Below are 22430 nucleotides of genomic sequence, written 5' to 3'. Positions count from 1 at the left end.
AGTCGGATGAGTCAGTTTTTGCACCTCTTGTCGGGCACCAATATTGGCTTGCCCACCGACCTCTGGGTGCCTTCTACCGGACAAATTGGGCCTGAACTGGCTTGGCAATACACCCTTGGCATCCGCAGAAGTTTGTGGAGAGGCTGGAATTTGAGTTTGGAGGGGTATTACAAACAAATGAAAAACCTGGTCAATTATTCGGAAGGGGCCAATTTTTTGGATGATTGGGAGCAAAACATCACCATAGGTACTGGACGCGCATATGGTTTGGACTTTCTCTTGCGCAAAAATTCTGGCAGGATCAATGGCTATGTGGCCTATACGCTTGGAAAAACGGATCGAACTTTCCCGCAAATCAACCTGGGCAAGACCTATCCATTCAAGTACGACCATCGGCACGACCTCAAAATTTGGGGAGATTATCGATTCTCCCCCTGGCTTGATCTATCTGCTTCCTGGATTTTTAGTTCTGGATTGGCGTTTAGTTTGCCTCAAGATGCATTTACTGTAGAAGTCCCCGGCGTATCGCCACCCGTTACGGTCGTTGACTATGGCCCCAAAAACAGTGCCCGACTCCCAGCCTACCATCGGTTTGATGTTGGCTTGAATATTCATTTGCAATCTCCCCGTGGAACGAAGCATCAATTTCAGCTCGGAGCCTACAATGTCTACAGCCGCCGCAACCCATTGTATTATCAACTTCGTACTGTTTATGTAGAAGAACAAAGGCGTCTGAAGGAAGAAAAAGAACTTGTAGGAGTTCACTTGTTGCCTTTTTTGCCTTCTATTAATTATTCTATAAAATTTTAGTTAATTTTGAAAAGTTTTATGACAGGAAAAGACCAACCCTATGGTTCTTTTTGCCGTCTGTATTGATATTCCATGACAAAATGTGAAAAATCGTGAGAAAACTGCTACGAGGTGTCTTTTTCTTTGGCCTTTTGACCTTCTTGTTTGGTTGCGAAAAACCTCAATTGAAGGATTTAGACAATTACACACCTCGTTTGGTCGTGATCTCCAATTTTACAACCCATGATGGGATCCGAGTCCAGGTTTCAAAAAGTCGTTCCCCCTTAGACAATGGCCCTACGGAATACATCACCAATGCCAAGGTTGAAATCTGGGAAGAGGACAAGCTATTGGAGCGATTGATTATCGCAGACACGAGGGACGCCAAAGCTCCCTACTATACCAGTGAGATCATTAAACCCAGAACAGGGGTTGATTATACCGTGAAAGTTACAGCCAAAGGTTTTGAAACTGTAACGGCGACCAGCAGTATCCCTGAGCTGGTTAGTTTGGACAGTGTAACCATAGAAGCACTAAAAGCTACATCCGATGAACCCGGATTTATTCGCTACAAATTTGATTTGTCCATTTATTTCACGGATCCCCTTGCCGAGCGCAATTTTTATCATGTGAATGTATTTCAAAAAGGTTTCCTCCCTCTCAAAGACGGCATGGATAAGGTCGAAGAACTCACTAAATTGATTTTTGGATCAGAAGTAAATTCGAATTACATCGTAGCCAATTACGACGGTGGTTTGTTGATCGATGACAAATTGATCAACGGAAAGTCGATCAAAATTCCCATTCCCATTGCCATCCGAATGACGGATCATGCAGAAAACTTGGATGAAATGATTGTTGAACTGCGTTCAGTGTCAGAAGAGTATTATCTTTTTCATGCAACGGTAAGCCGTCAGCAAGGCAATCAAGACTTGCCTTTCTCCGATCCCGTAGTTTTGTTCAACAACATTCGAAACGGCCAGGGCATTTTTGCCGGATACAGTCAGGCTAAACAAGCAGTAGCCATCAAACCTCGATAATTTTTTTTTCACCATTCGACGACTTTCCTTTCTTTTTTTTACACTTTTTCAAAAATAACTTCTACCAGCGTGGGGGTATGCCAATTCTTATGTGTCAAGGGTATGTTCATTCAGTTTGTTTAATCAATTTTCATTTCATTGAAAAACTCTTGACTCATGACCGCATACGCAAATATCAACCGCAAAAAGACAGCCAGCAATTCCCTGGAGGCAAAAATGGCTTTCGTAGAACGTTTTTCCTTGTTTTCTTGCCTTAACCTGGAAGAAAAAATGCTCCTGGCGAATCAAATGGAATACCGCGAAAAAACGCGTTACAGTTTTGTGTATGAAGCTGGCGAAAACTCAGATGTAATTTATCTGCTGGCCGAAGGTGCCATTAAAATAGGATCCAATTCGCCAGATGGCAAAGAAGTCATCAAAGCCTTGATCCATCCTTTTGCCCTATTCGGAGAGTTGGGTCTGGTGGGCGAAACACGCCGCCAGGAATTTGCTCAGGCTATGAAGGAAGAGGTAATTTTGTACACAGTGAAAGTGGATGATTTGCGACGTTTGATGCGTCAAAATTTCGAACTCTGCAATCGAATCATGTTGTACTTAGGCAATCGCCTGACTCTGGCAGAGCAAAAAATGGAGTCATTGATTTTTAAAGATGCACGTACCCGGATAGTCGATTTCATCAAGGATTCTGTTTCCGATCGTGGTCAGCGTGTAGGGTACGAGATGCTCCTCCGCCATTCGTTGACCCATCAGGACATTGCCAATATCACCTGTACTTCCCGTCAAACCGTTACCCTGGTGTTGAACGAATTGCGCAAGTTGGACCTGATTTATTTCAATCGGGGGAAGATTTTGGTTCGGGATTTGGCGCGTTTGGCGTAGCCATCCGAATCCGCCATTCCTTGGGATAATAATTGTTGATGCGGCCCTTGATACTTTTGATCCAGCCAAGGTTGATGTTTTCGAAATTGACCAATGACCATCCATTGGGGACATCCGTCAACTCAAACACATCTTTGCGCAAATATTTCAAAGCAGTTGAAAGGTCAAGGGACTGATTGGGGAGCTTTGGATGCACCACCGTACTCAGCGCCAAAGTGGGCGCGGGTATGAAATCCTGGTGTTTGAATGTACCCAATTCCAGGATAGGATCCCAACGCCGCAAAGAAGGACTAAGCTCCATAAAAAACGACTCACAAGCCTTGGGAAGCGCCGCCAGTTCTCCATGTGGACTTTCCAGTGCGAGGTATGAAAATCCTGGATCGAGCCACGTTTCGAGACCCGGAGTATTCTTGCGATTCCCGATTTTCCAAAACCCCTTCGCCGGTGATGCTTTGAGCAGGGGATGCTTCTTTTCCTGCCGGAATGCCGTGATGAAAAAACCTTCTCCTTTTACGCGATGGGGATAACATTGGTAGCCAAATTCACGTGCCTGAATCCCCCATTCGCTCGGAAAAGTCAAGGACAACGGAACCAAATCCAGGTTGTCCTGCGACCATTCTACATTCAATGCATTTTCAAAATCATTGTAGGTGCAAGTGCAATAAATGAGTATTCCCCCTGGCTTGAGCAATGGACTTGCTTCGGCCAGAATTCGACGCTGTCTTGCCGCACAAAACTGCACATGCTCTGGCGACCACTCTTTCATGGCCGTAGGGTCTTTGCGAAACAAACCCTCTCCTGAGCACGGAGCATCCAATAAAACCAAATCAAACTGCCCTTGCAACGGGGCAAATTCACGGCTGTCTTGATTGGTACACACCACATTTGGGTATCCCCATTTGCCGAGGTTTTCCCGCAAAATCTGATACCGCGTCTTGATCACCTCATTGCTGATCAACAAACTCTCGGCACTCAAAGCTGCCACCAATAAGGTGCTTTTTCCTCCCGGCGCTGCCGCCAAATCCAATACTTTGAGCGGGGCTGCTAAGTCTACGGTTTGCTCCAATACCGCCCAAAGCAACATCGAAGACGCTTCTTGTACGTAATAGGCTCCGCCGTGCAAACGGGGATCCAACGTAAAAATGGGTCGATCAGGCAAATAAACTCCTTCTTTGTTCCATTTTACTCCGTCGTAATTTTCCTCCAAATTTTTTAATTTCAAAGAATTACGCCGTACGCTAACCGGAATTGGCAACGCAAATGCATTCAAAAAATCCTCATATTCTGTGGTGCCTAATTGGCCTTGCATTTGGGCAACAAAAGCGGTTGGAAACATGCTTGATGGGGCTATTTGAACAACTTATTTTCAACAACTTCGCATACAATATGACCCAAAAGCATGTGGCATTCCTGGATGCGCGGGGTATCTTTTGAAGGTACATTGAGGAGAATGTCGCACAAGGTAGCCATTTTGCCTCCATCCATTCCGGTCATGCCGATCACCAGCATGTTTTTTTCACGAGCAACCTTGATGGCATTGAGCACATTGGCTGAATTGCCAGAGGTTGACATGGCAACCAGGACATCGCCATCTGTTCCCATGGCCGTCAGCAGGCGAGCAAATACTTCATCGTAACCATAATCGTTTGCAACTGCGGTCAGATAAGAAGAATTGACGTGGAGGGCTTCGGCGTACAAAGGTGGCCGATCGAGATAATACCGCCCCGAAAATTCTGCGGCCAGGTGTTGGGCATCGGCTGCACTGCCACCGTTGCCGCAAAACAGTACTTTTTTCCCGTTTTTAAAAGCCTCTATCAACGAAATCGCCATTTTATGGCAGCGTTCCATCAAGGCTTCGTCTTCGTGAAGCATGGTCACTGTATACAAATGGGAAGCGATCCGGGTTTGAATCAGCGGATTGATCATGTCATGCATGGGTTATGGCCTTGGCGTAATTTTCCCAACTCAGTTCCGAGGTTTTGGCACGGATGTTTTCCCTGGAAATGGGTTGATCCAAAAACCGCAGCATTTGTTCGGCCATTGAGTCGATGTTGTCTGCTTCGGCCAGGTATCCGCTGAAGCCATCCTGGATGGTTTCAGGGAAATGACCAACTTTGGTAGCCAACAGGGGCAAGGCAAAATTATAGCTCAGTGATTCGATACCAGAAGGGGTTGCGTATTCATAAAACAGCACCGCACAATCTGCTACCTGAAAGTATTTGTGTACGTCCTCGTTGGGAATGAAAGTATTGAACACCGCCACTCGATCCTGCAATTGGAGTTGATCGATCAAAGCCAGTGGATTGTATTCGCGCTCATCGTCGGTTTGACGCAAAACGACCTTCTTCGCCAATCCAAACAAGGCATTTTTGATTTTCGTACTCAACTTAGAATTGTCCAAGGTTTGCCAAAACGATTCGCCACAAATCAACAAAGATACATCGTCGCGCTGGGCGGCCACTTTTTGAAAAGCTGGGATGACGTGGTGCAAGCCCTTGTATTTGCGGATGAAACCAAAAAACAAAAAGACGTTTTTGCGCAGCCCATGCTGTTCTTTGAATCCAACTACGTCAAAATCGGCCTGCGGTTGGAAAAGATCGTAAATGGGGTGGTAAAGTTTGAGTACCGTTCTCAATTTGGCCTCCGTGCTGCGTTGCCCATCCAGACTGAGATGGAAATTGCGCTTTGGATAAAGCGTTTGCAGCTCTGTGTAAGTCTTGAGTGCGTGTACAATGTACGTATTCGCCCTGCCAATGCCCATTTTGGTAAAAAACTTGTCGATGCTGCTGTTTTCCTTCTGGATGACAAAATGCAGGTCAAGGATTACCTCAATATCGGGATGTTGGCGCAACCAGCTGACAATCCGGCCAATGGGTAAGCCCTGAATGGCGATGGCCCACTGAAATACGACTTTGTCGGGTTTCAAACTGACGATGTAGCGATAGGTTTCATACCAACTGACCGGATTGTTGTAGTTGGTGATGTATTTTACTTTGATGTTGCTGCCCTCTAGGAGATCCATTCGGCTGGATTTGTCCACAAATTCCCGGGGAATAATGGCTGGGTATTGCTGTGTCCAGGAAACGATGTGTACTTCGGTATCCGGGATCTTGGCCAGCGCTTTGGCCAGAGAAGTATTGTAGTTGGAAATCCCTCCTTTAAATTTTGGCCCAGGGCCAAAGCAGACAACTTTCATGGTTACAAGCGTTTGATGGCTTCATTGTATACTCTCTGCAAGCCTTCTTCCAAGCTGATTTGGGCTTCCCAACCGAGTGTTTCTTTCACGAAGTCCATGTTGCAATAGCGGGAATATACGCCCACAGGTTTGTCCAGCAAAGGCTTGATGGTGGGCTGATACCCGGCAAAGCGGCAGAAGATTTCGATGATTTCGCGGAAAGAACTCAAGCGGCCCATCCCGATGTTGATGGCCGTTCCATCGTGGATTGTTTCCATGGCGACTTCCACACAATCCAGTACGTCGTCGATGTGTACAAAATCGCGGCCCTGGTTGCCGCTGCCCCATACCTCAAAAGGGTCTTCCTGGCGGGCTGCACGCGCTGCAATGGCCGGAATGGGGTAGGTTAGGTCTTGGTCTTCGCCGTAGCCGCTAAAGGGCCGGATGCAGGTCACTTTGACGCCATAGTGCTGGGCTGTAATTTGCGCCAGGTATTCTCCAGTCAATTTGCTCCAGCCATAGGTCATGTCGGGTTTGCCCATGCGGTCAAAGTTGATGTCTTTTTCGCTAAGGGCAATGGCGTCACTCTCGGTTTGCAAATCTACTGGATAGGCTGCACTGGAGCTAGGGTACAATACCCGCTCGGGCTTGTGGCGACATATCCAGTAGAAAAACTCTGCGTCGATAGACAAATCCAGCGCCACCATCATGGGGTCGCCGTCAATTTTAGCCCGTCCACCCACGATTGCTGCAAAATGGAATACGTCACTCAATTTGTCTACTTCCCAACCAAAAGGGCTAAAGAAGCTGGGCGCATCGTGCAGGCCCCGCAACACGTTTCTAAAATCGTCCTGTACAAACAAGAGGCGTTCATCGCTGCCAAAAAAAGTGGCATTGCCGATGCTGCGGCCTTGTGGTACATTCAGCCAGGTGGATGGATGCGTGCCTACAGATAGGTCGTCGATAAAGATGATTCGATCTTGCGTTTTGTTGAAAAGTCGCTTAACCATATTGCGGCCAACAAAACCGCAGCCGCCACTCACCAAATGTACTTTTTGCATTATTCTTTGATTTCAAGCTCACCTAGAACTTTTTCAATGATGTAGTTATTGCGATTGGGGGAACTGCGACTCACCAGCTCGGCAATGAAACCCGCCAAAAAAAGCTGAGTGCCGATGATCATACAGGTAAGGGCAAAAAAGAACCAGGGGTTTTCGGCAATCAAAGGTGCCCGTTTGACGTGATTCATGATGTCGAAAAGCTTGGAAATTCCCAGGTAAACCACTGCGAAAAAACCCGCAATGAAAACCACCAATCCCGAAGTGCCGAAGAATTGCATCGGTTTTTTGCCATAGCGGCCCACAAAAACCACTGAAAGCAAGTCCAAGAAGCCCGTAAACAGGCGCGTCCAACCAAATTTGGAATAGCCGTATTTGCGGGCATGGTGCTGCACGACTTTCTCGCCAATTTTCTTAAAACCGGCCCATTTGGCCAAAAGCGGAATAAAGCGGTGCATGTCGCCGTATACTTCCACGCTCTTTACCACTTCGTTTCGATAGGATTTTAGCCCGCAATTGAAGTCGTGCAAATTGATTTTGCTGACTTTACGCACTACCCAGTTGTAAAACTTGGAAGGGATGGTTTTGGAGATCGGATCGTGACGCTTTTTTTTCCAACCCGAAATCAGGTCATAGCCATCGTTGGCAATCAGGCTGTACAATTCGGGAATTTCATCTGGACTGTCTTGCAAGTCGGCGTCCATGGTGATGACCACATCACCGCTGGCTACCTGAAACCCTGAATGCAAACCAGCGGATTTGCCGTAGTTGCGTCTGAATTTGATGCCTTTTACGTTGGGGTTTTGAGCCCGCAATTGTTCGATTACTTTCCAGGAATTGTCGGTACTGCCATCATCGATCATGATGATTTCGTAGCTGTATGCATTGGCCTCCATTACTCGCCGAATCCAGGCTTCCAATTCTGGTAAGGATTCTTCTTCGTTGAGCAATGAAATAACAAGAGAGATGTTCATATCCAAATTTGTAAGTTCAAGGGACTATTTTTTGTTGAATGCTGATTTGCCGTAGGTAGTCCATGCCACTGCCAGAGCCAGGATGAAACCACCAATCAGGCCAAAAGCGAAAGAAAAAGCCGATTTTTGAAAAGTCGGTTTAAAATCTTCTGCTTTGTATTGGTCTTGCATTTTCCAGGCATTTTCTTCGCCCAATAAGTCTTTACTACGCTCAATGCCTTCTGAAAGTATTTCAGCCTGCAAATTTATCAATCCCGGATCAATAAATTTAAAAAGAACGAAGTAAAAAACGTGGGCAATCAGGTGGGCAACAACAAATGTGCCAAAAGCGGTGCGCAACGCAGGTTGCCAGGCGAACAAACCTTCGGATTGTTTGGCCTCATTGCGGCAGGCCAGGTACATGGCGAGAACATAAAAGAGCAATACGCCCCATTGCACCTCAAGACGGAAGTACAGTTTTTTATCTAAAGAATGAAACAGCAGGTGCCACAGTACGACTGCAACACCTGCCATTGCTCCAAATTTCACGATTGAGGAATTACGCATAAGGGCTGTGTTTGATTTAGCCCTCAAACATAAGCCTCAGAATTTGGTTTGGAAATAATGTGGGTAGTTAATTACACTTTCTCTTGGTCTTTTTTCAAAACGGCTGCAATAACCAAGGCAAAAATAGATCCCATAAACAAAAAGGTAATGAATACGATGGCTGCCATCATTGGTGGGTTGAACATCCAGCTCATCATTTTCATCCCAGCTTCTACTTGTTCGGGGTCTTGTCCTTTTTCTGCGGCCTGATCAATGGCAGTTTGAATGATTTGATCCTTTAATTCGGGGGCAATAAATGCCATGAAAACATACATCCAAATCGCTTGAATAGCGGTCAACACCAAAACGGTTTTGAAACCAGTACCAAACGCCTTGCCAAATGTAATGAATCCACCTTGGTTGGTATCCCGGTGTTCGCGTACGGCCAACACCATTCCACCAATGATGATGCCATAATTCAGCAAAGAGCTGATCCATGTAACGGTTTGATTGGAATTGGCTGGGTTGGTTAAACCAGTAACATAGCCGATCAAACCAATCACGATCAATATTACCGAAGTGATTGCGCCGTAACGTACAGCAACTTGAGTGTTGGAAACAGTTGGACTGTCTTTAAAAGGGTTGTCCAGTGTGCTCATACTAGATTGAGTTTTGGTTATTGAAAAATGTGCGAATAAAAAATCAGGTATAGAGTAAATCGTGCACATTTTTCCAAACTCCTCAATCATCTAATATAGCAATTCCCGTTGTTGACTACCCCAATAATTCTGCCTTTAAGGGAGTGGCCAATCAGTGGACAGTTGGCAGATTTAGAGAAAATATCTTTCTGCTGAACGATCCATTGCTCTTGAGGATGAAAAATGGTTAAGTTAGCTTTTGCGCCTTCCCGCACGATTACTTCCTCCAAATTGAAGATTCTTCGGGGATTGGTGGTGAGTTTTTCGACCAATTCGGTTTGAGAAAGGACACCCTCCAAATGTGTATTGACCAAGGCATAAGTCGTTTCGAGGCCAATGGCCCCAAAATCAGCGTACGGGAACTCCAGTTTTTTGGCTTCTTCCTCCAGCGGAACATGGTTGGAACTGATCAGATCGATCGTACCGTCTTTCAATCCTTGTTTGAGGGCTTCAATGTCTTCATTGCCGCGGAGGGGCGGCAGCACTTTATAATTGCTGTCAAATTCTACCAAGGCCCGGTCGTCAAAAGCGAGGTTGAGGGCCGCTACTGAGCAACTTACTTTGAGCCCCTTTGCCTTGGCACGGCGTACGAGTTCCACTGCGTGCGAAGTGGATAAATTTGCCAGGTGCAAGCGAGAATCTGCGTACTGGGCCAGGTAAATATCGCGTTGAACCATCAGGTCTTCGGCCAGATTGGGAATGCCCTTCATGCCCAAAGAGGTACTGACTACTCCTTCGTGCATCTGCCCTTCAAAGGCCAACGTATGATCTAGGGGTTGATGGATGATGATGCCATCAAAAGCCTTGACGTATTCGAGTGCCCGCAGGATCATGCCATTGTCGGCTATGGAGTGGTTGCCATCAGAAAAAGCTACAGCACCGGCATGGTGCATGTCGATCATTTCTGTGATGTCCTTGCCCTGGCATTTGGCGGTAATCGCGCCGATGGGCAGAATGTCTACGAGTTTGCCCCGACTATGCTGCTTGAGATAAGCCACCTCGGTTTTGCCATCTACTGCCGGGAAAGTATTGGGTTGAGCACCGATGGCCGTGAACCCGCCAGCGGCCGCTGCGGCGGTTACCGAGCGCAAATCTTCGCGGTGCTCGTAGCCTGGATCACCTACCTGTACCCCCATGTCCAACCAGCCCGGAGAAACCATCGCTCCTTCTACTTCTACTACCTTGTCCGCCTTCCGCTTTAGGTCAGATCCAATCGAGGTGATTTTATCTCCTTCAATGTATACATCCACCACTTTTCCATGGTACGGAGAGTTGGGATCAATGATAGTGGCTTTTCGGATTAAAATATTCATGTAGAAGGTTTTCGGATTTTAGGCTTTAGCAGTGGGGCAAAAATAAGTGTTTCATTTTCTTAGAGCCAAAGGATTAGATAAGAAACTTGAAATGAACCGTTTACTCATCTAATCCTTTGGCAAAATGAAACACTTATTTTTTTGTCGCCCCTTGGATTCCAGCCCAAAACTTAAAATCACACTTTCCAAAATCGCAGTAAAAGTATCTCAATGCCGAGAAAAAGCAAAACCAAAATGATGCACCAGCGCCACAATACGGTTCCCTGATTGTTTTCTTCGATGCGTGCCGTCAATACTGCCGTATCCAGGGCGGAAATGATGTTGACCTTTTCCCCCAGGCGTTCGGTTAGTTCTTCTGGACTGAAATATTGCAAAGCCGACTCGCGGCGGTTGTAATTGAAGGCAAAACCGTGATTGACCTGACCCGGATTGAGAAAGAGATCGTAAAAACCGGATTTCTTAACCTGTCCATTCATGGTTAGAAAAACCTTGGCTCCAACCGTTCTTTGTTCAGGGATGAATTCACCCGCATCTCCTTTCATTTTATACACAATTTCCGCACTATTGGCTTGATGGTCGGATTCCAAGAGTTCATCCCGGCCAATGGTATAGGCAATCCGGGGATCGGTACCTGCAGAAATGGCCATTTTGTACAACATGGGTACAAAAATCTCTCCACTGTTGACCAAATTGTTGAATTCTTGACTGAGTGGCGCTGCACACACATACAAATTGCCTTTGCCTTGCTTGTATTTGGACAAGTAGGGGCTGCCATCGCGGTAAGTAAGCAACTGCTCTTCTGCCCTTGAATTGAAGCGACCAAAAGTGAAATTTCCATTGGTAGAAGGCAAACGCAAGTTGGCGCTCCGATTCAGAAACACGTCTTTAAAGATGAATTCTGCCTGATTGACCTCTCCGACAATGCGTGCAACTTGCTCAAAGGATTGGGGCGCATTGGCTGGAAAGCTTTGCAGAAATGCGGAATAAGTACCCAAGTTGGCATTGCGACCAGGAAAAAGCAGCACATTTCCACCATTGTCAATATAGTCCTTTAGCTCTGCACTCATGCCCGAAGACAAGTTGGCTAGGTCATTGAGGACAATCAACTGGTAGTCGATGAATTTGGAATAATCAATGCTTTGGCTGTTGGCGTCGGTTACTTTGAAGTAGGGCAAACCATTGACCGCCGCCTGCAAAAAACGATTGGGGACAGCATCATTGATCGCCAATACCTGGATTTCATCGGCTACAAAAAAACTGAAGAAATACTGGTCGTCAAACTGGATAGGGTAGTCGGTAAGGGTTACTTCGGCGCGTTGCCATCCTGTACCAGTGATGGTAATGTTCACCGTATCGGTTCGGTCAGCATTGGCGCCAACGCTAAACGAGCCGAGGGGCTTGATTTCCTTGCCATATTTTAAGGATACCCGGGCATTTTCCACGGGAGTGGCGCTGTGGTTGTGGATCTTGATGAACAGAGGTGTGGTTTGGTTGGCCATCCGTACAGGCGCTTCAAACCACACGGTATCGATGCTCAGGTTTTTTTCTTGTACAGATTGCAACGGAATCAAGGTAAGCGGCAAGAGGGTGTCCTGATATGTACTCAAATCCATCACGTTGCGCTGAAAATCAGAAATGAGGTAGGAAGCCTGGTTGTCGGTTTTGGAGAGACTCAAAGCCTGCTTTTGGCGGCCAATGACTTTAGACAAGGATTGCACTTCTGGCCCCAGGGCGATCTCATCAATCATGGCCAGGGCGTCTTCTTTGCTGACCAAATGCTGTTGACGACCACTGAATTCATTGCTCAGGATCTGAAAACGATCTTCCGGTCCATGCGCGCTGACGATTTCCCGGGCGCGTTGTTTGGCTTTTTCCAACAAAGGCACATCCTGACTGGACGCACTCATGCTGAAAGAATTGTCGATGTATACACTGACCGCTTTAATGCCTTTTTTGACTTCGCCTTTTTGTGGGATAAAGGGCTGGGCGAAGGCCAGCACCAAAAACAAGATGGCCAACAAGCGTGCCACCAAAACCAGCAGGTTGCGCAACTTGGATCGCATGCTGGTTTCGTCTTTTACCTCCTTGAGGAAGCGCACGTTGGTGAAGTACACTTTTTTGAACCGCCGGAAGTAAAACAGGTGCAAGATCACCGGAATAGCCAGGGCGGCAAGTGCCCACAAAAACGTCGGGAATAAAAATTGCATAGTCAGAATCTATTTACCTGTTGTTAACGCTAGGGGGATTGGATGGTTTCGTAGAAGTCTGATGCATCGCCTCTCGTGCGCAACAAAAACGCAGCGTAAAAGACGCGATGCATCAGGTTGCTATCGTTTTCTTCGTTTTGGGTCTCTTCTGTCTCCAGTTGGTTTTCTGGCAGTGGCCGGCGTTGGTTGCGGCTGCTGTGGTTTTGGTGTCGGAGCGGGTGCTGCTGGTTTGGGTTTTGGTGCTTCTTCAACAGGTGGGTTTTTGAGGAATCCCCAGAGGCCCGTTCCTACAATCCCCAATACACCCAAAATCAAAGTAGCTGAGGAAATGGTGGAAATGGTTTTGCCTTTGGCATAAGCAGCAGGTTCAAAACGAAACTCGATCTCATGCTTCCCAGCCGGAATCCGCATGCCCCGTAAAACGTAATTGACGCGAATGTGCTCAGCAGGTTTGCCATCGATGAAGGCATCCCAGCCTTTGTTGGGGCCGTACCACATTTCAGAAAACACTGCAAATTGCTCACTTGGGCTATCACTTTGGTATTTCAATTTTTCTGGATGGTAGCTGGTTAGCTTGATGCTGCCTTCAACTTTGGGATCAAAGCCCTTGATGTAAGGGAAGAACTCTTTGTGCACAATGGCTTGAGAATCCGGAGAAAATGCATTCAAGGCCGCAATCTCGATGTTGCTGGATTGGGCAATCAAAAGCGTATCCACAAACCATGCATTGCCCAATGCTCCTGGATTGATTTGGGAAATGGGCTGTTGACCTTCTCCCTGCGGCGTTACAATGTAGTATTTGGTATTGAGCATGTCCAACACCTTGCGGTTGCCCTGACTGAGGTGTTGATCGATCAAGTCGTTATAGCGCTGCATCTTGGCGGGGTTGTACCCACCAATCGTTTTGTGAAAATATGAAGTCATGGCCCACTGGAAGGCGTCGGGCTTAATTTCGTGAACGCGGTAGTACAAGTCTTTCTCTTTGTTGATGATCTCCAAATCGACCGGACGGGGCTGGAAATTGTTTTGCTGGTATTCAGTTTTGGACACGAAGCTCTTCGTGTTGACATAACGGCGGTCAACGCCCCATACGTCAAAAAGGGTGAGTAAACCTATTCCCACCAAGGCAATCGTGGCATTGATTTTTTGAGTTGCCCAAGCCCAAATCAATCCCGCACAGATGGCGATCAGGAAAAAACTGCGCCAGGCATCACTGCTAAACAAAGCTTTGCGGTCGGCCACAATACTGGCTGCATCCAGGCCATAGCCGGCCAGTTGGGCATCGGCTGGACTGGTAAAACTGAAGAATGAACTGCCAATCAAAGCAAAGATCATAGACAATCCGCCCGTCAAGCCCGCGGATATCCACAGTTGACGGAGGTATTGTTTGGGGTCATCAGATTTCATTACTTGCCCCAAGGCCAAAAAACCAAGTGCAGGTACCAGGAAAGCCGTGACGCTGAGTACTGAGCTGGGTGCACGGAAAGAATTGAACAGCGGCAGGGTGTCAAATAAGAATTTGTTGAGGCCACCATCGTTTTTGCCCAATGACAAAATCATGGTAAACAAAACCCCCAGGCCAAGCCACCATTTGACTGGGCCTTTAACGATAAACAAACCAAACACAAACAAGAACAAGGCTATCGCGCTCAGGTAATTGGGGCCACTGGTAAACGGCAAGCCACCCCAATACAAGGGTACTTGCAAATCCGAAGAGCCCTGATAACCTCGGGCGATCAACGATTCTACAGTTTTTGAATTAGCACCAACGGGCTCAGCATTGCTGCCTCCGGCTGCACCGGGGATCAAAGTGGACAACAAGTCGGTGGTATTGTTGCTCCATTGGGTGGCGTAATCGAACTCCAGGCCTTCTTTGGCCGCAGGTTTGTTCGCTTCTGGGGTACCAGGAACAGGGGTCAGGATTTTTTTGCCCCGCATGGTCGATTCTTTGTACTCCAACGTGGTCAGGAGGTTGGAAGCGCCAGTGCCCAAACCGATCAAACCTGCTAGAACAATCACTGCAGTAGCTTTGGCAAAATGCAGCAATTCACCCTTGCGGATGGAATAAACCAATTGGGCTACGCCAAAAAAGAGCATGGTAAGAATCAGGTAATAGGTCATCTGGACGTGGTTGACCCACAACTCCAGTGCCGCACCCAGCCCAAAGAGTAAGGCTCCAACCAGGTATTTTTTATCTCGAAAGGCCAATAACAAACCAGCTGCCAACAAGGGCATGTAAGTAATGGCACCTAACTTGGAAGTATGGCCAGCTTCAAAAAGCACCAGGTTATTGGTGGTTAGGCCAAAAGCAATGGCGCCAATGACTCCCACCCAGCGGTTGGTACCCAGCACAACCATCAGAATGTAAAAGGCCAACATGGCTGAAATAAAGCGCCCGATGGGACGAGGAATGTACAATTGCATCAAATTGTCGAACATGCCGGTCTGATTTCCAGCGCGCACACTGGCGATCTGGTAGGTAGGCATGCCCCCGAACATATTGTTGGTCCAAAGCGGCATGTGGCCTTCTTTGGCGCTATAATCGTTCATCTCTTTCATCATCGCGGTCACCTGCACGATGTCACTTTGGCTCATTACTTTGCCAGACAATTGAGGGGCGAAATAAAAAGCCGATACGCCAGCAAATATGGCCACAGCGATCAGGTGAGGAATGAGTTGTTTAATCAGGTGGTTCATGTAAAGATTCATTTTTTAAAAATCCACATCTACATCGTATGGATAAGTAATCAAAAATTTAATGGCCTTATCAATGTTGTATCCATCAAAAACGACATTGTACAACATTTGTGTGATGGGCAAGCGCAATTTATAATAATTTGCCAAATGCCAGGTAATTTTCAAGGTACGTACCCCTTCTGCCAGCTCGGGCATGGTGGCTTGAATGTCTTGTATCTTTTCTCCTTGTCCAAGGCGAAACCCAAAAGTAAAGTTTCGGCTGTTTTTGCTGGTAGCGGTTGCCACCAGGTCGCCGATGCCCGCAGTGCCAAAAAAAGCGGAATTGGTAGTGCCCATGGCCTGACCAAAACGGGCCATTTCCATCAACCCCCGAGTAATCAGCATCGCCTGGATGTTTTTGCCCAAACCGCGTCCCCGCAATATGCCTGAGCCTATGGCAATCACGTTTTTGAGTACACCAGCCAGCTCAGCCCCGAGGATGTCATGGTTGCCAAATACGTGAAAGGCATCGGAAGACAGCACTTGTTTTCCCAGCATGATCACCTCCTCATATACACTGCCAATTACGGTAGCGGTAGGTTGGCCTTCCAATATTTCGGTGGCTAAATTGGGCCCAGATAAGCAACCAACGCGCTTTACCACGGTTTCCTGAGTGATGACCTGACTCATGGTGCTGACGTGTTGGGGCTCTAAAAGCCCTGCGTCCATTTGTTCCGAGGTGATTCCCTTTACGTCAAAACCTTTGGTGCCGTGAATCAGAATATGGTAAGGGCGCAAAAATGGCCCCAGCCCTTGCATGGTACTGCGAAAGCCATCAGAGGGAACAACGGGAAAAATCAGCGTACATTTTTCGGCTAATTCTTGCAAATTGCCTATAGCACTGAGGCGTGGAGATAATTTAACACCAAAATTTTGGTGCTCCCGATTGATCCTTTCAATCGTTTCAGCGTTTCTACTGTATAAAAGTACATCAACTTTGCGCGACAATAGGTTGGCTATGGCGGTTCCAAAGGTACCGGAGCCCACTACACCAACCGTCTGTTGAAAATCTGGCATCAGGAATTTTTCAATTTGGCGTAAAAGTAAGCCTATTGATGCAAAAAAAAGGAAATGAGTTGGACACAAGGCATAAAAAAATTTGATTCCCTGCAAATGGGCCCCTGGACCCGCAGAATTATGCTCAGTTCTGCACTGGTGGTGGGCTTTTTGGGCTTTTCAACCCGCAAGGCAACTGGTCCTGCTGCCCCGGCTCAACCGCTCAACGGCCCGGGAGGGTCAAATTACACGCATGCTCAGGTCATTATGCAGGATTCTGCTCAAAAAACCGCTGGTTATTGGCTTTTTGAACCCGCAGCACCCCGACCTGACTCCGCGCATGTAGTGGTTTTTTTACACGGTTATGCCTCCATCAACCCAATGGCATACGGGGGCTGGATTCGGCATTTGGTGCGCAAGGGCAATATTGTTATTTTTCCACGTTTTCAACGCGATATGTTCGCCACCCCCACCGAGCAGTTTCCCGCCAATGCAGCCAAAGGCATCAAGGATGCCTTGCAGGCGCTAAAAACGGGTGATCATGTACGCCCCATTGTGGAGCCACTGGTGCTGATTGGCCATTCTTATGGGGGCGTAACTGCGGCTTATCTGGGGGTGAAATTCAAGAAATTTGGATTGCCACAACCCAAGGGTTTGCTTTTGTGCGCTCCCGGAACAGGGCCGCTCAATGGGGCAAAACTGGATGATTACGGGAAAATGCCCGCAGATACCAAGTTGCTCATCATCAACAGCAACGACGATCATGTGGTCGGAGAGCCGTTTCAACGCAAAATCTTCAATACGGCCATCCATACGCCTACCCGCAATTTTCTGAAACTTTATGCAGATGATTATGGGTCGCCAGGGCTAAACTCCCACCACAACGCCTGTTACAGTCTCGATGAGGCTTTTGATTGCGGGATGCGCAACCCGACGATTTACCGCAGTTATATGGTCGGTCAAACGGATGCGATTGATTATTATGGTTTTTGGAAATGGGGCGATGCGCTGATCGATTGTGTACGCTCCGGCGATAATTGCACATTTGCGTTTGGTGGAACTGAAGAGCAGAAGTCTCTTGGCGTTTGGGCCGACGGAAAGAAGGTAAAGGAATTGGAGGTTTGGATGCCGTGAAAAAAATAATAATTTTAGTTTTATTTTTTTTATTTTTTAATTATTTGTTATTTTCGCTAGGGAATTAACCTTCAACCCTAGCATTTCCAGGCAACCTAATTGACAACTAATGAGCTACTTACCAGATGACAGACAAATTTATGTATCAGGTAGGCTGTGGCATGAAATTTACCCCAAAGTCAACCTTTCTCCATTTATTCATGCCCTACACGAAGGCATCGACCTTAGAAAATATGGGGAAGGTTTGCATAAATTTTATTTTAACTTCCTGATCGTTTTACCTAAAAGTAAAGTATTGGACTCCTACAAATATTATTCCCGCAAGCATCAAGAAGCAGACATCTCGGTTAGAATTCCCTATAATCAAATGCTGAATGCTTCAGAGGAAGAGGCCATTAAATTGATGGAGCAGGCCTATTTGAGAGGCATCGATCAACTCAAAACTTTCTCGCTGAAAAATACTTTTGATGTTGATGGCTTAAAAAAAGATGTACAAGCGATATTTGCGAAGGGGAAGTGGTATGAGATGGCGGTAGCGGCGTAATTCACTTTTTTTTATTCCCTACTTCATAAGGGCGTTTGGCACAAATTTTCAATCCAAAGAGAACAGGGAAAACGCTATCCTTCTTCCTCCATCCAGGCCACCCACTCGTTCACACTTTTCGCTTTTTCCACTTCAAATTCTCCGATTTTGGTGCGGCGCAGGGCGCTGAGATATGCGCCACTTTTTAGGGCTTTACCCAGGTCATAGGCCAAAGAACGGATATAGGTACCTTTGCTGCATTCCACTCGGAAATCCACTTCTGGCAATTCAATGCGGGTGAACTCGATGGCGTACAGGTGTACTTTGCGGGCTTCCACTTTGATGCTTTCGCCTTTGCGGGCCATTTTGTAGAGGGGTTGCCCATCTACTTTGATGGCCGAAAACATGGGGGGAATTTGCTCGATTTCGCCCAGAAATTTCTGACGGGCTTTTTCCAATAATTCAGGCGTGATGTGTTCGATAGGATAAGTGCCATCAACTTCCGTTTCGGCATCGTAAGAAGGAGTAGTGGCGCCAAAAGTGATTGTGCCCGTGTATTCCTTGGGACGATCCTGGTATTCGTTGATGCGTTTGGTATCTTTGCCTGTGCAAAGAATGAGCAAGCCTGTAGCCATCGGATCCAGGGTACCGGCATGGCCTACCTTGATGTTCTTGAGTTGAAAGCGGTTGCGGATTTTCCCTCGAATTCTGTTGACCACATCAAAAGAAGTCCAGCCTTGTGGTTTGTCCACGAGCAGTACAGTGCCTTCAGTAAAAAATTGACTAGAGAGCGGCCGCTCTCCGGGATTCGGGTCCATATGGACGTTTTAGTGAAACAATTTTAGCCCTTGGTCAGGATGTAAATTGCTGCGGAAATGGCAACAATGAAGCAATATATGGCAAAATAGATCAATTTACTCTGTTGCACTACCTTGAGCATCAGTCGACAAGCAAACAGGCCGGTAAAAAACGCCACTACAAAGCCGACAATCAAAGTAGTAGTGTTCTCAATGGGCGTGCTAAAATGTCCATCCAGAATGTCTTTGCACAACTTGCCCAAGATCAAAGGAATCACGATCAGGAATGAAAACTTGGCCGCTTGATTCCGATCAATGCCCAGCAATACCGAAGTAGAAATGGTGCAGCCTGAGCGCGAAAGCCCCGGCGCAATGGCAAAAGCTTGCGCGATGCCAATGATGAACGCATTGAAGTAAGTAATGGGCTTGTTGGTGTCTTTGGCAAATTGTGCCAATACCAGCATAAAACCCGTCAGTGCCAACATTCCAGCAACCAACAAAATGCGGCCACTGAACATGCTTTCGATCTCTTTTTCAAAAAACAATCCTGCAAAAACCGCCGGGATCATGGAAACCACCACCTTGGCCGAAAACTCGGTTTGCGCATTCCATTTGAACTGCAAAAGCCCTTTGAATATGTCGGCAATGTCTTTTCTGAACACCACAATGATGGATAGGGTAGTGGCAACGTGCAAAATAATGGTAAGAAAAAGGCTTTCTTCCCCTGCACTGGTGTCTCCCAAGAAATATTTGGCGAGTTCCAAATGCCCATCACTGCTTACAGGCAAAAACTCGGTGATGCCTTGTACCAGGCCAAGGACGATTCCACGGATTAGTTCTGACATAGAATTGTTATTTGCGGAAAATTGCTACAATGCCCAATACAACTCCTCCGAGCATAAATATTGGGGCAACAACCATTCGACGCGATCCGTAGATGATGTTTTCATCCCAGGTATTGGGATCTGGCATTTCGCCTCCCGACATCAAAACAATGCCCAGCATCATGGCCAACCCGGCTGCGCCCAAGAGGATATAATTGTTGCGATTGAAAATCAAGTCTTTTTTTACGCGAGGCGCTTTGACCGCAGGAGCGCTGCTGCGCACCCGTTCGGTGGTCGGTGTGGTTGGGCGATTGCTCGCACTGGTTGCTCTCGGCGTAGGGTTTTCCTTCTCCTGACGACCCGGTCCTGCCGGTTTTCTATTGGAAGGTCTTTTCGTACTCATTCTCTTGTTTTAGTTTGAAGTGACAAAATTACACTATTTGATGAGTTAAGCAGGGAAATAGTTGAAAAGTTTGGGGTTGAAATGTTGAAAGATGGTCACTGAGCGTAGCCGAAGTGCTGGTCGCTGAGCGTAGCCGAAGCGCCGGCACTTCGGCTACGCTCAGTGACCAGCGCTCAATAAAGATCATCAACCCGCATTTTCAGGTATCTATTCACGACATAAAACGTAGACAAGGCATAAATGAGTACGCCCAGAAAAAGGATGCCGAAGATAACAGCCATCAGCAATCTCGTATCTTGAAACAAATAAACTTCCGGAAAACTTTGGTTGAGCCAGTACAACAGCCCCACTAATGCCAGAATAGCGATCAAACTGCTCAATAACCCATGCAGGGTAGCCCGAATGAGGTAAGGCCGGCTGATGAAACTCCAGGAAGCACCCACCAGCTCCATATTTTTGATCAAAAAGCGGTTGGAATACAAGGCAAGGCGGATGGTATTGTGGATGAGGGTAGCCGTGACCAGGATGAAAAACAGGCCAAAACCCAAGGCGAAATAACCCGCTTTCTGGAGATTGTTGGCAATGTTGTCTACCAAACTTTCCTGGTAATACACGTCATTGATGGTTGGCAGTGCTTTGAGCTCTTCGCGAATTTGGTGCAAATGCTCGGGATCGAGGTATTCGGCCTTCAGGTTGAAAAATACCACATCCAGAAATGGATTGGGCAAGTCGAGTTTGAGGAATTCTTCGCCAAACTCGTTGCGCATGAGTTGTGCAGCCTTTTCTTTGGAAACCCTGTTGATAGTACCCGGCCGCACGTAGTCTGCATTTTTCAAAAAACGCTCCAGGGCAATCATGTCGCTGGTACTGGCGCTTTCCACCAGTTCTACAATCAGGTTGACCCGTTCTTTGTACAAGCGTACAAACTGCTGGGCGTGCAGCAAAATCGCTCCAAAAAAGCCCAGTACAAACAGCACCAGCGCCACGCTGATCAGGGCGTAAAAATAATTGGGCCGGGTTCGGCGGGTGGCAATATTGTTGGCCATGAAAATTTATTGCTGATCCATTTGTTTCATCAGCGTCTCGGTGTCACTGAGCAAACGACGAAGGTCAATCTTAAGGTCTTTTTCTTCTTGCAACAATTGATTGGCAGAACCAAGCGGACGATTGCTGCCTGCCTGGCGGGCTTTTTCCGCGTCGATTTCGTTCATCCGTTGCTCGAGTGCCTGGCGTTCTCTTTCCAATTCGGTCAACCTTTGCAAGCTTTCTACGTCATTTTCTGAACGGGCGTGGCTGCGCAGACCCTGATAAATGTTGTCAATTTTATCCAGGGTGGAATCGTATTTTCCATCGTCCAGTTTGGATTTTTCAGATTTCAGCAGCGCCCAGGAGGCTTTGCCCAGTTGCCCTACCTGATGAAAAATTTCCTTGGACTGGGCTTTTTCCTGTGCGTCGCCAAAGAAGTAGTTGTAGACCAGCACCACCACCAGCAACAACAAACCAAGTCTGATCAAGTATTTCATGAAGTTTGTTTTTTTGATTTGGGCAAAGATAAAAAAATTCTGGTGGGCAAGCGTATCTCGGGGCAATCACTTAAGATTACCCCGAGATACACCAAGTAATTATTTCAAATGTGAGCGCAAAAACCAGGACATCTTTTCATGAGTTTGCAGGAGTCCGGTGATGAAGTCACTGGAACCCATATCGTGGTATTCGTTGGCAAACAGGTTGATTTTGCCCCGCAAATTCATGATGATGCTCTCATGGTCGGCAGTTAGTTCATGGATAAAGCCGGCACCGTCGTTTTTCTCCCGTGAGGCTTCCGTGAGGTGGGTCAGTTCAAGAAAAGCCTTGAGGGTAGCTGGAGCATAGTGTCCCAGGGTGCGGATGCGTTCGGCTACACTGTCCATGATCTCGTCCAGTTGCTCGTATTGGCCTTCAAAAAACTTGTGCTTGTCGTAAAAATCTGGACCTTCAACATTCCAATGAGCGTTGCGGGTTTTGGTGTACAGCACAAATTCGTCGGCCAAAATTTTGGTCAAATCAGTCGCAACGGCGTGAAGGTTGGCTTCGGTAATGCCAATAGTGGTTTTCATGATTGGTAGTTTTACAAAATGAGAATAGGAATAGAGTGCGGAATCAACAGTGCATTGATTCAGCAAATCATTAGTAGAACACCTCCAGATTGGCTAGGTTGACCCCAACCCAACAATTGTTTTGGGTTTTCCCAATTCAAGTCGGGTTGGGCATCGTCAAAGTAGTGCAAGTAATAAGAATTGGTGGCTTTGTTGTACTTCCAGGCATCGCCTTTTTCATTGTTTCATACGAAGCAAATGTAAACAAGGGAGCAGAAAATCCA

21 protein-coding genes and 2 pseudogenes are annotated in these 22430 nt (G+C 46.9%); 5 read left to right on the top strand and 18 right to left on the bottom strand.

The annotated features are described in order from the left end of the window. The 3 genes and pseudogenes from ABW391_RS15280 to ABW391_RS15270 form a co-directional block, all read left to right on the top strand. A pseudogene (locus tag ABW391_RS15280) lies at positions 1 to 810 on the top strand (TonB-dependent receptor); the annotation flags it as partial. A gap of 92 nt (positions 811 to 902) precedes the next feature. Continuing rightward, complete coding sequence (locus ABW391_RS15275; RefSeq protein WP_353482756.1) at positions 903 to 1829, top strand: DUF4249 domain-containing protein; 927 nt, start codon at positions 903 to 905, stop codon at positions 1827 to 1829. A gap of 156 nt (positions 1830 to 1985) precedes the next feature. After that, complete coding sequence (locus tag ABW391_RS15270; RefSeq protein ID WP_353482755.1) at positions 1986 to 2708, top strand: Crp/Fnr family transcriptional regulator; 723 nt, start codon at positions 1986 to 1988, stop codon at positions 2706 to 2708. Here ABW391_RS15270 and ABW391_RS15265 read toward each other — a convergent pair. From ABW391_RS15265 to ABW391_RS15215, 11 genes are all read right to left on the bottom strand, one after another. Continuing rightward, positions 2662 to 4044 carry a methyltransferase RsmF C-terminal domain-like protein gene (locus ABW391_RS15265; protein ID WP_353482754.1) on the bottom strand — a complete coding sequence of 461 codons (1383 nt, stop codon included), beginning with the start codon at positions 4042 to 4044 and terminating at the stop codon, positions 2662 to 2664. The genes ABW391_RS15270 and ABW391_RS15265 overlap by 47 nt on opposite strands. Before the next feature lie 11 nt (positions 4045 to 4055). Continuing rightward, positions 4056 to 4634: a D-sedoheptulose 7-phosphate isomerase gene (gene gmhA / locus ABW391_RS15260; protein WP_353482758.1), complete on the bottom strand. Its 579-nt coding sequence runs from the start codon at positions 4632 to 4634 to the stop codon at positions 4056 to 4058. A 1-nt stretch (position 4635) separates the two neighbouring features. Beyond that, positions 4636 to 5904 carry a glycosyltransferase gene (locus tag ABW391_RS15255; protein WP_353482753.1) on the bottom strand — a complete coding sequence of 423 codons (1269 nt, stop codon included), beginning with the start codon at positions 5902 to 5904 and terminating at the stop codon, positions 4636 to 4638. Positions 5905 to 5906: 2 nt separating this feature from the next. After that, on the bottom strand, positions 5907 to 6944 hold the full coding sequence (locus ABW391_RS15250) for an NAD-dependent epimerase/dehydratase family protein (protein WP_353482752.1): 1038 nt from the start codon (positions 6942 to 6944) through the stop codon (positions 5907 to 5909). Next, complete coding sequence (locus ABW391_RS15245) at positions 6944 to 7915, bottom strand: glycosyltransferase family 2 protein (protein ID WP_353482751.1); 972 nt, start codon at positions 7913 to 7915, stop codon at positions 6944 to 6946. The genes ABW391_RS15250 and ABW391_RS15245 overlap by 1 nt, the downstream gene beginning before the upstream one ends. A gap of 24 nt (positions 7916 to 7939) precedes the next feature. After that, positions 7940 to 8461, bottom strand: coding sequence for a DUF4199 domain-containing protein (locus ABW391_RS15240; protein WP_353482750.1), 522 nt, complete (start codon positions 8459 to 8461; stop codon positions 7940 to 7942). A gap of 71 nt (positions 8462 to 8532) precedes the next feature. Continuing rightward, entirely contained in the window at positions 8533 to 9099 is a 567-nt protein-coding gene (locus ABW391_RS15235) for a DUF4199 domain-containing protein (RefSeq protein ID WP_353482749.1), read from the bottom strand. Positions 9100 to 9185: 86 nt separating this feature from the next. Beyond that, positions 9186 to 10451 (bottom strand): dihydroorotase, encoded by a 1266-nt coding sequence (locus ABW391_RS15230; RefSeq protein ID WP_353482748.1) that lies wholly within the window; start codon positions 10449 to 10451, stop codon positions 9186 to 9188. Positions 10452 to 10627: 176 nt separating this feature from the next. Next, a complete protein-coding gene (locus ABW391_RS15225) occupies positions 10628 to 12658 on the bottom strand; it encodes a BatA domain-containing protein (protein WP_353482747.1) in 2031 nt (676 codons plus the stop codon). A 120-nt stretch (positions 12659 to 12778) separates the two neighbouring features. Next, a complete protein-coding gene (locus ABW391_RS15220; RefSeq protein WP_353482746.1) occupies positions 12779 to 15355 on the bottom strand; it encodes a hypothetical protein in 2577 nt (858 codons plus the stop codon). 15 nt (positions 15356 to 15370) lie between these two features. Continuing rightward, the gene (locus tag ABW391_RS15215) at positions 15371 to 16411 is read right to left on the bottom strand and encodes an NAD(P)H-dependent glycerol-3-phosphate dehydrogenase (RefSeq protein ID WP_353482745.1); all 1041 of its coding nucleotides are present in this window, start codon (positions 16409 to 16411) and stop codon (positions 15371 to 15373) included. A 54-nt stretch (positions 16412 to 16465) separates the two neighbouring features. Here ABW391_RS15215 and ABW391_RS15210 point away from each other — a divergent pair, with 54 nt between their 5' ends. Continuing rightward, positions 16466 to 17524: an alpha/beta hydrolase gene (locus ABW391_RS15210; RefSeq protein WP_353482744.1), complete on the top strand. Its 1059-nt coding sequence runs from the start codon at positions 16466 to 16468 to the stop codon at positions 17522 to 17524. Positions 17525 to 17633: 109 nt separating this feature from the next. Then, positions 17634 to 18068 carry an Imm44 family immunity protein gene (locus ABW391_RS15205; RefSeq protein WP_353482743.1) on the top strand — a complete coding sequence of 145 codons (435 nt, stop codon included), beginning with the start codon at positions 17634 to 17636 and terminating at the stop codon, positions 18066 to 18068. Between the two features lie 74 nt (positions 18069 to 18142). Here ABW391_RS15205 and truB read toward each other — a convergent pair whose 3' ends face one another. From truB to ABW391_RS15170, 7 genes and pseudogenes are all read right to left on the bottom strand, one after another. Next, positions 18143 to 18865: a tRNA pseudouridine(55) synthase TruB gene (gene truB / locus ABW391_RS15200; RefSeq protein WP_353482742.1), complete on the bottom strand. Its 723-nt coding sequence runs from the start codon at positions 18863 to 18865 to the stop codon at positions 18143 to 18145. A gap of 23 nt (positions 18866 to 18888) precedes the next feature. Continuing rightward, positions 18889 to 19689: an undecaprenyl-diphosphate phosphatase gene (locus tag ABW391_RS15195; protein ID WP_353482741.1), complete on the bottom strand. Its 801-nt coding sequence runs from the start codon at positions 19687 to 19689 to the stop codon at positions 18889 to 18891. 7 nt (positions 19690 to 19696) lie between these two features. Continuing rightward, positions 19697 to 20071, bottom strand: a complete 375-nt coding sequence (locus ABW391_RS15190) for a DUF3098 domain-containing protein (RefSeq protein ID WP_353482740.1) — start codon at positions 20069 to 20071, stop codon at positions 19697 to 19699. Between the two features lie 173 nt (positions 20072 to 20244). After that, positions 20245 to 21117: a cell division protein FtsX gene (locus ABW391_RS15185; protein WP_353482739.1), complete on the bottom strand. Its 873-nt coding sequence runs from the start codon at positions 21115 to 21117 to the stop codon at positions 20245 to 20247. Positions 21118 to 21123: 6 nt separating this feature from the next. Further along, positions 21124 to 21594, bottom strand: a complete 471-nt coding sequence (locus ABW391_RS15180; RefSeq protein WP_353482738.1) for a hypothetical protein — start codon at positions 21592 to 21594, stop codon at positions 21124 to 21126. Between the two features lie 99 nt (positions 21595 to 21693). Continuing rightward, entirely contained in the window at positions 21694 to 22167 is a 474-nt protein-coding gene (locus ABW391_RS15175; RefSeq protein ID WP_353482737.1) for a Dps family protein, read from the bottom strand. A 119-nt stretch (positions 22168 to 22286) separates the two neighbouring features. Beyond that, positions 22287 to 22388 (bottom strand): annotated as a pseudogene (locus tag ABW391_RS15170) (alpha-amylase family glycosyl hydrolase); the annotation flags it as partial. Positions 22389 to 22430: the final 42 nt, after the last annotated feature.

The organism is Haliscomenobacter sp. (genome assembly GCF_040403615.1).
In the GTDB taxonomy this organism is placed as follows: domain Bacteria; phylum Bacteroidota; class Bacteroidia; order Chitinophagales; family Saprospiraceae; genus Haliscomenobacter.
This window is presented reverse-complemented; position numbering and strand designations above follow the sequence as displayed.

Bases quoted from the DNA above. Each gene is read 5' to 3' on its own strand.
- ABW391_RS15270 (WP_353482755.1), top strand. From the start codon at position 1,986: ATGACCGCATACGCAAATATCAACCGCAAAAAGACAGCCAGCAATTCC.
- ABW391_RS15265 (WP_353482754.1), bottom strand. From the start codon at position 4,044: ATGTTTCCAACCGCTTTTGTTGCCCAAATGCAAGGCCAATTAGGCACC.
- gmhA (WP_353482758.1), bottom strand. From the start codon at position 4,634: ATGATCAATCCGCTGATTCAAACCCGGATCGCTTCCCATTTGTATACA.
- ABW391_RS15255 (WP_353482753.1), bottom strand. From the start codon at position 5,904: ATGAAAGTTGTCTGCTTTGGCCCTGGGCCAAAATTTAAAGGAGGGATT.
- ABW391_RS15250 (WP_353482752.1), bottom strand. From the start codon at position 6,944: ATGCAAAAAGTACATTTGGTGAGTGGCGGCTGCGGTTTTGTTGGCCGC.
- ABW391_RS15245 (WP_353482751.1), bottom strand. From the start codon at position 7,915: ATGAACATCTCTCTTGTTATTTCATTGCTCAACGAAGAAGAATCCTTA.
- ABW391_RS15240 (WP_353482750.1), bottom strand. From the start codon at position 8,461: ATGCGTAATTCCTCAATCGTGAAATTTGGAGCAATGGCAGGTGTTGCA.
- ABW391_RS15235 (WP_353482749.1), bottom strand. From the start codon at position 9,099: ATGAGCACACTGGACAACCCTTTTAAAGACAGTCCAACTGTTTCCAAC.
- ABW391_RS15230 (WP_353482748.1), bottom strand. From the start codon at position 10,451: ATGAATATTTTAATCCGAAAAGCCACTATCATTGATCCCAACTCTCCG.
- ABW391_RS15225 (WP_353482747.1), bottom strand. From the start codon at position 12,658: ATGCAATTTTTATTCCCGACGTTTTTGTGGGCACTTGCCGCCCTGGCT.
- ABW391_RS15220 (WP_353482746.1), bottom strand. From the start codon at position 15,355: ATGAACCACCTGATTAAACAACTCATTCCTCACCTGATCGCTGTGGCC.
- ABW391_RS15215 (WP_353482745.1), bottom strand. From the start codon at position 16,411: ATGCCAGATTTTCAACAGACGGTTGGTGTAGTGGGCTCCGGTACCTTT.
- ABW391_RS15210 (WP_353482744.1), top strand. From the start codon at position 16,466: ATGAGTTGGACACAAGGCATAAAAAAATTTGATTCCCTGCAAATGGGC.
- ABW391_RS15205 (WP_353482743.1), top strand. From the start codon at position 17,634: ATGAGCTACTTACCAGATGACAGACAAATTTATGTATCAGGTAGGCTG.
- truB (WP_353482742.1), bottom strand. From the start codon at position 18,865: ATGGACCCGAATCCCGGAGAGCGGCCGCTCTCTAGTCAATTTTTTACT.
- ABW391_RS15195 (WP_353482741.1), bottom strand. From the start codon at position 19,689: ATGTCAGAACTAATCCGTGGAATCGTCCTTGGCCTGGTACAAGGCATC.
- ABW391_RS15190 (WP_353482740.1), bottom strand. From the start codon at position 20,071: ATGAGTACGAAAAGACCTTCCAATAGAAAACCGGCAGGACCGGGTCGT.
- ABW391_RS15185 (WP_353482739.1), bottom strand. From the start codon at position 21,117: ATGGCCAACAATATTGCCACCCGCCGAACCCGGCCCAATTATTTTTAC.
- ABW391_RS15180 (WP_353482738.1), bottom strand. From the start codon at position 21,594: ATGAAATACTTGATCAGACTTGGTTTGTTGTTGCTGGTGGTGGTGCTG.
- ABW391_RS15175 (WP_353482737.1), bottom strand. From the start codon at position 22,167: ATGAAAACCACTATTGGCATTACCGAAGCCAACCTTCACGCCGTTGCG.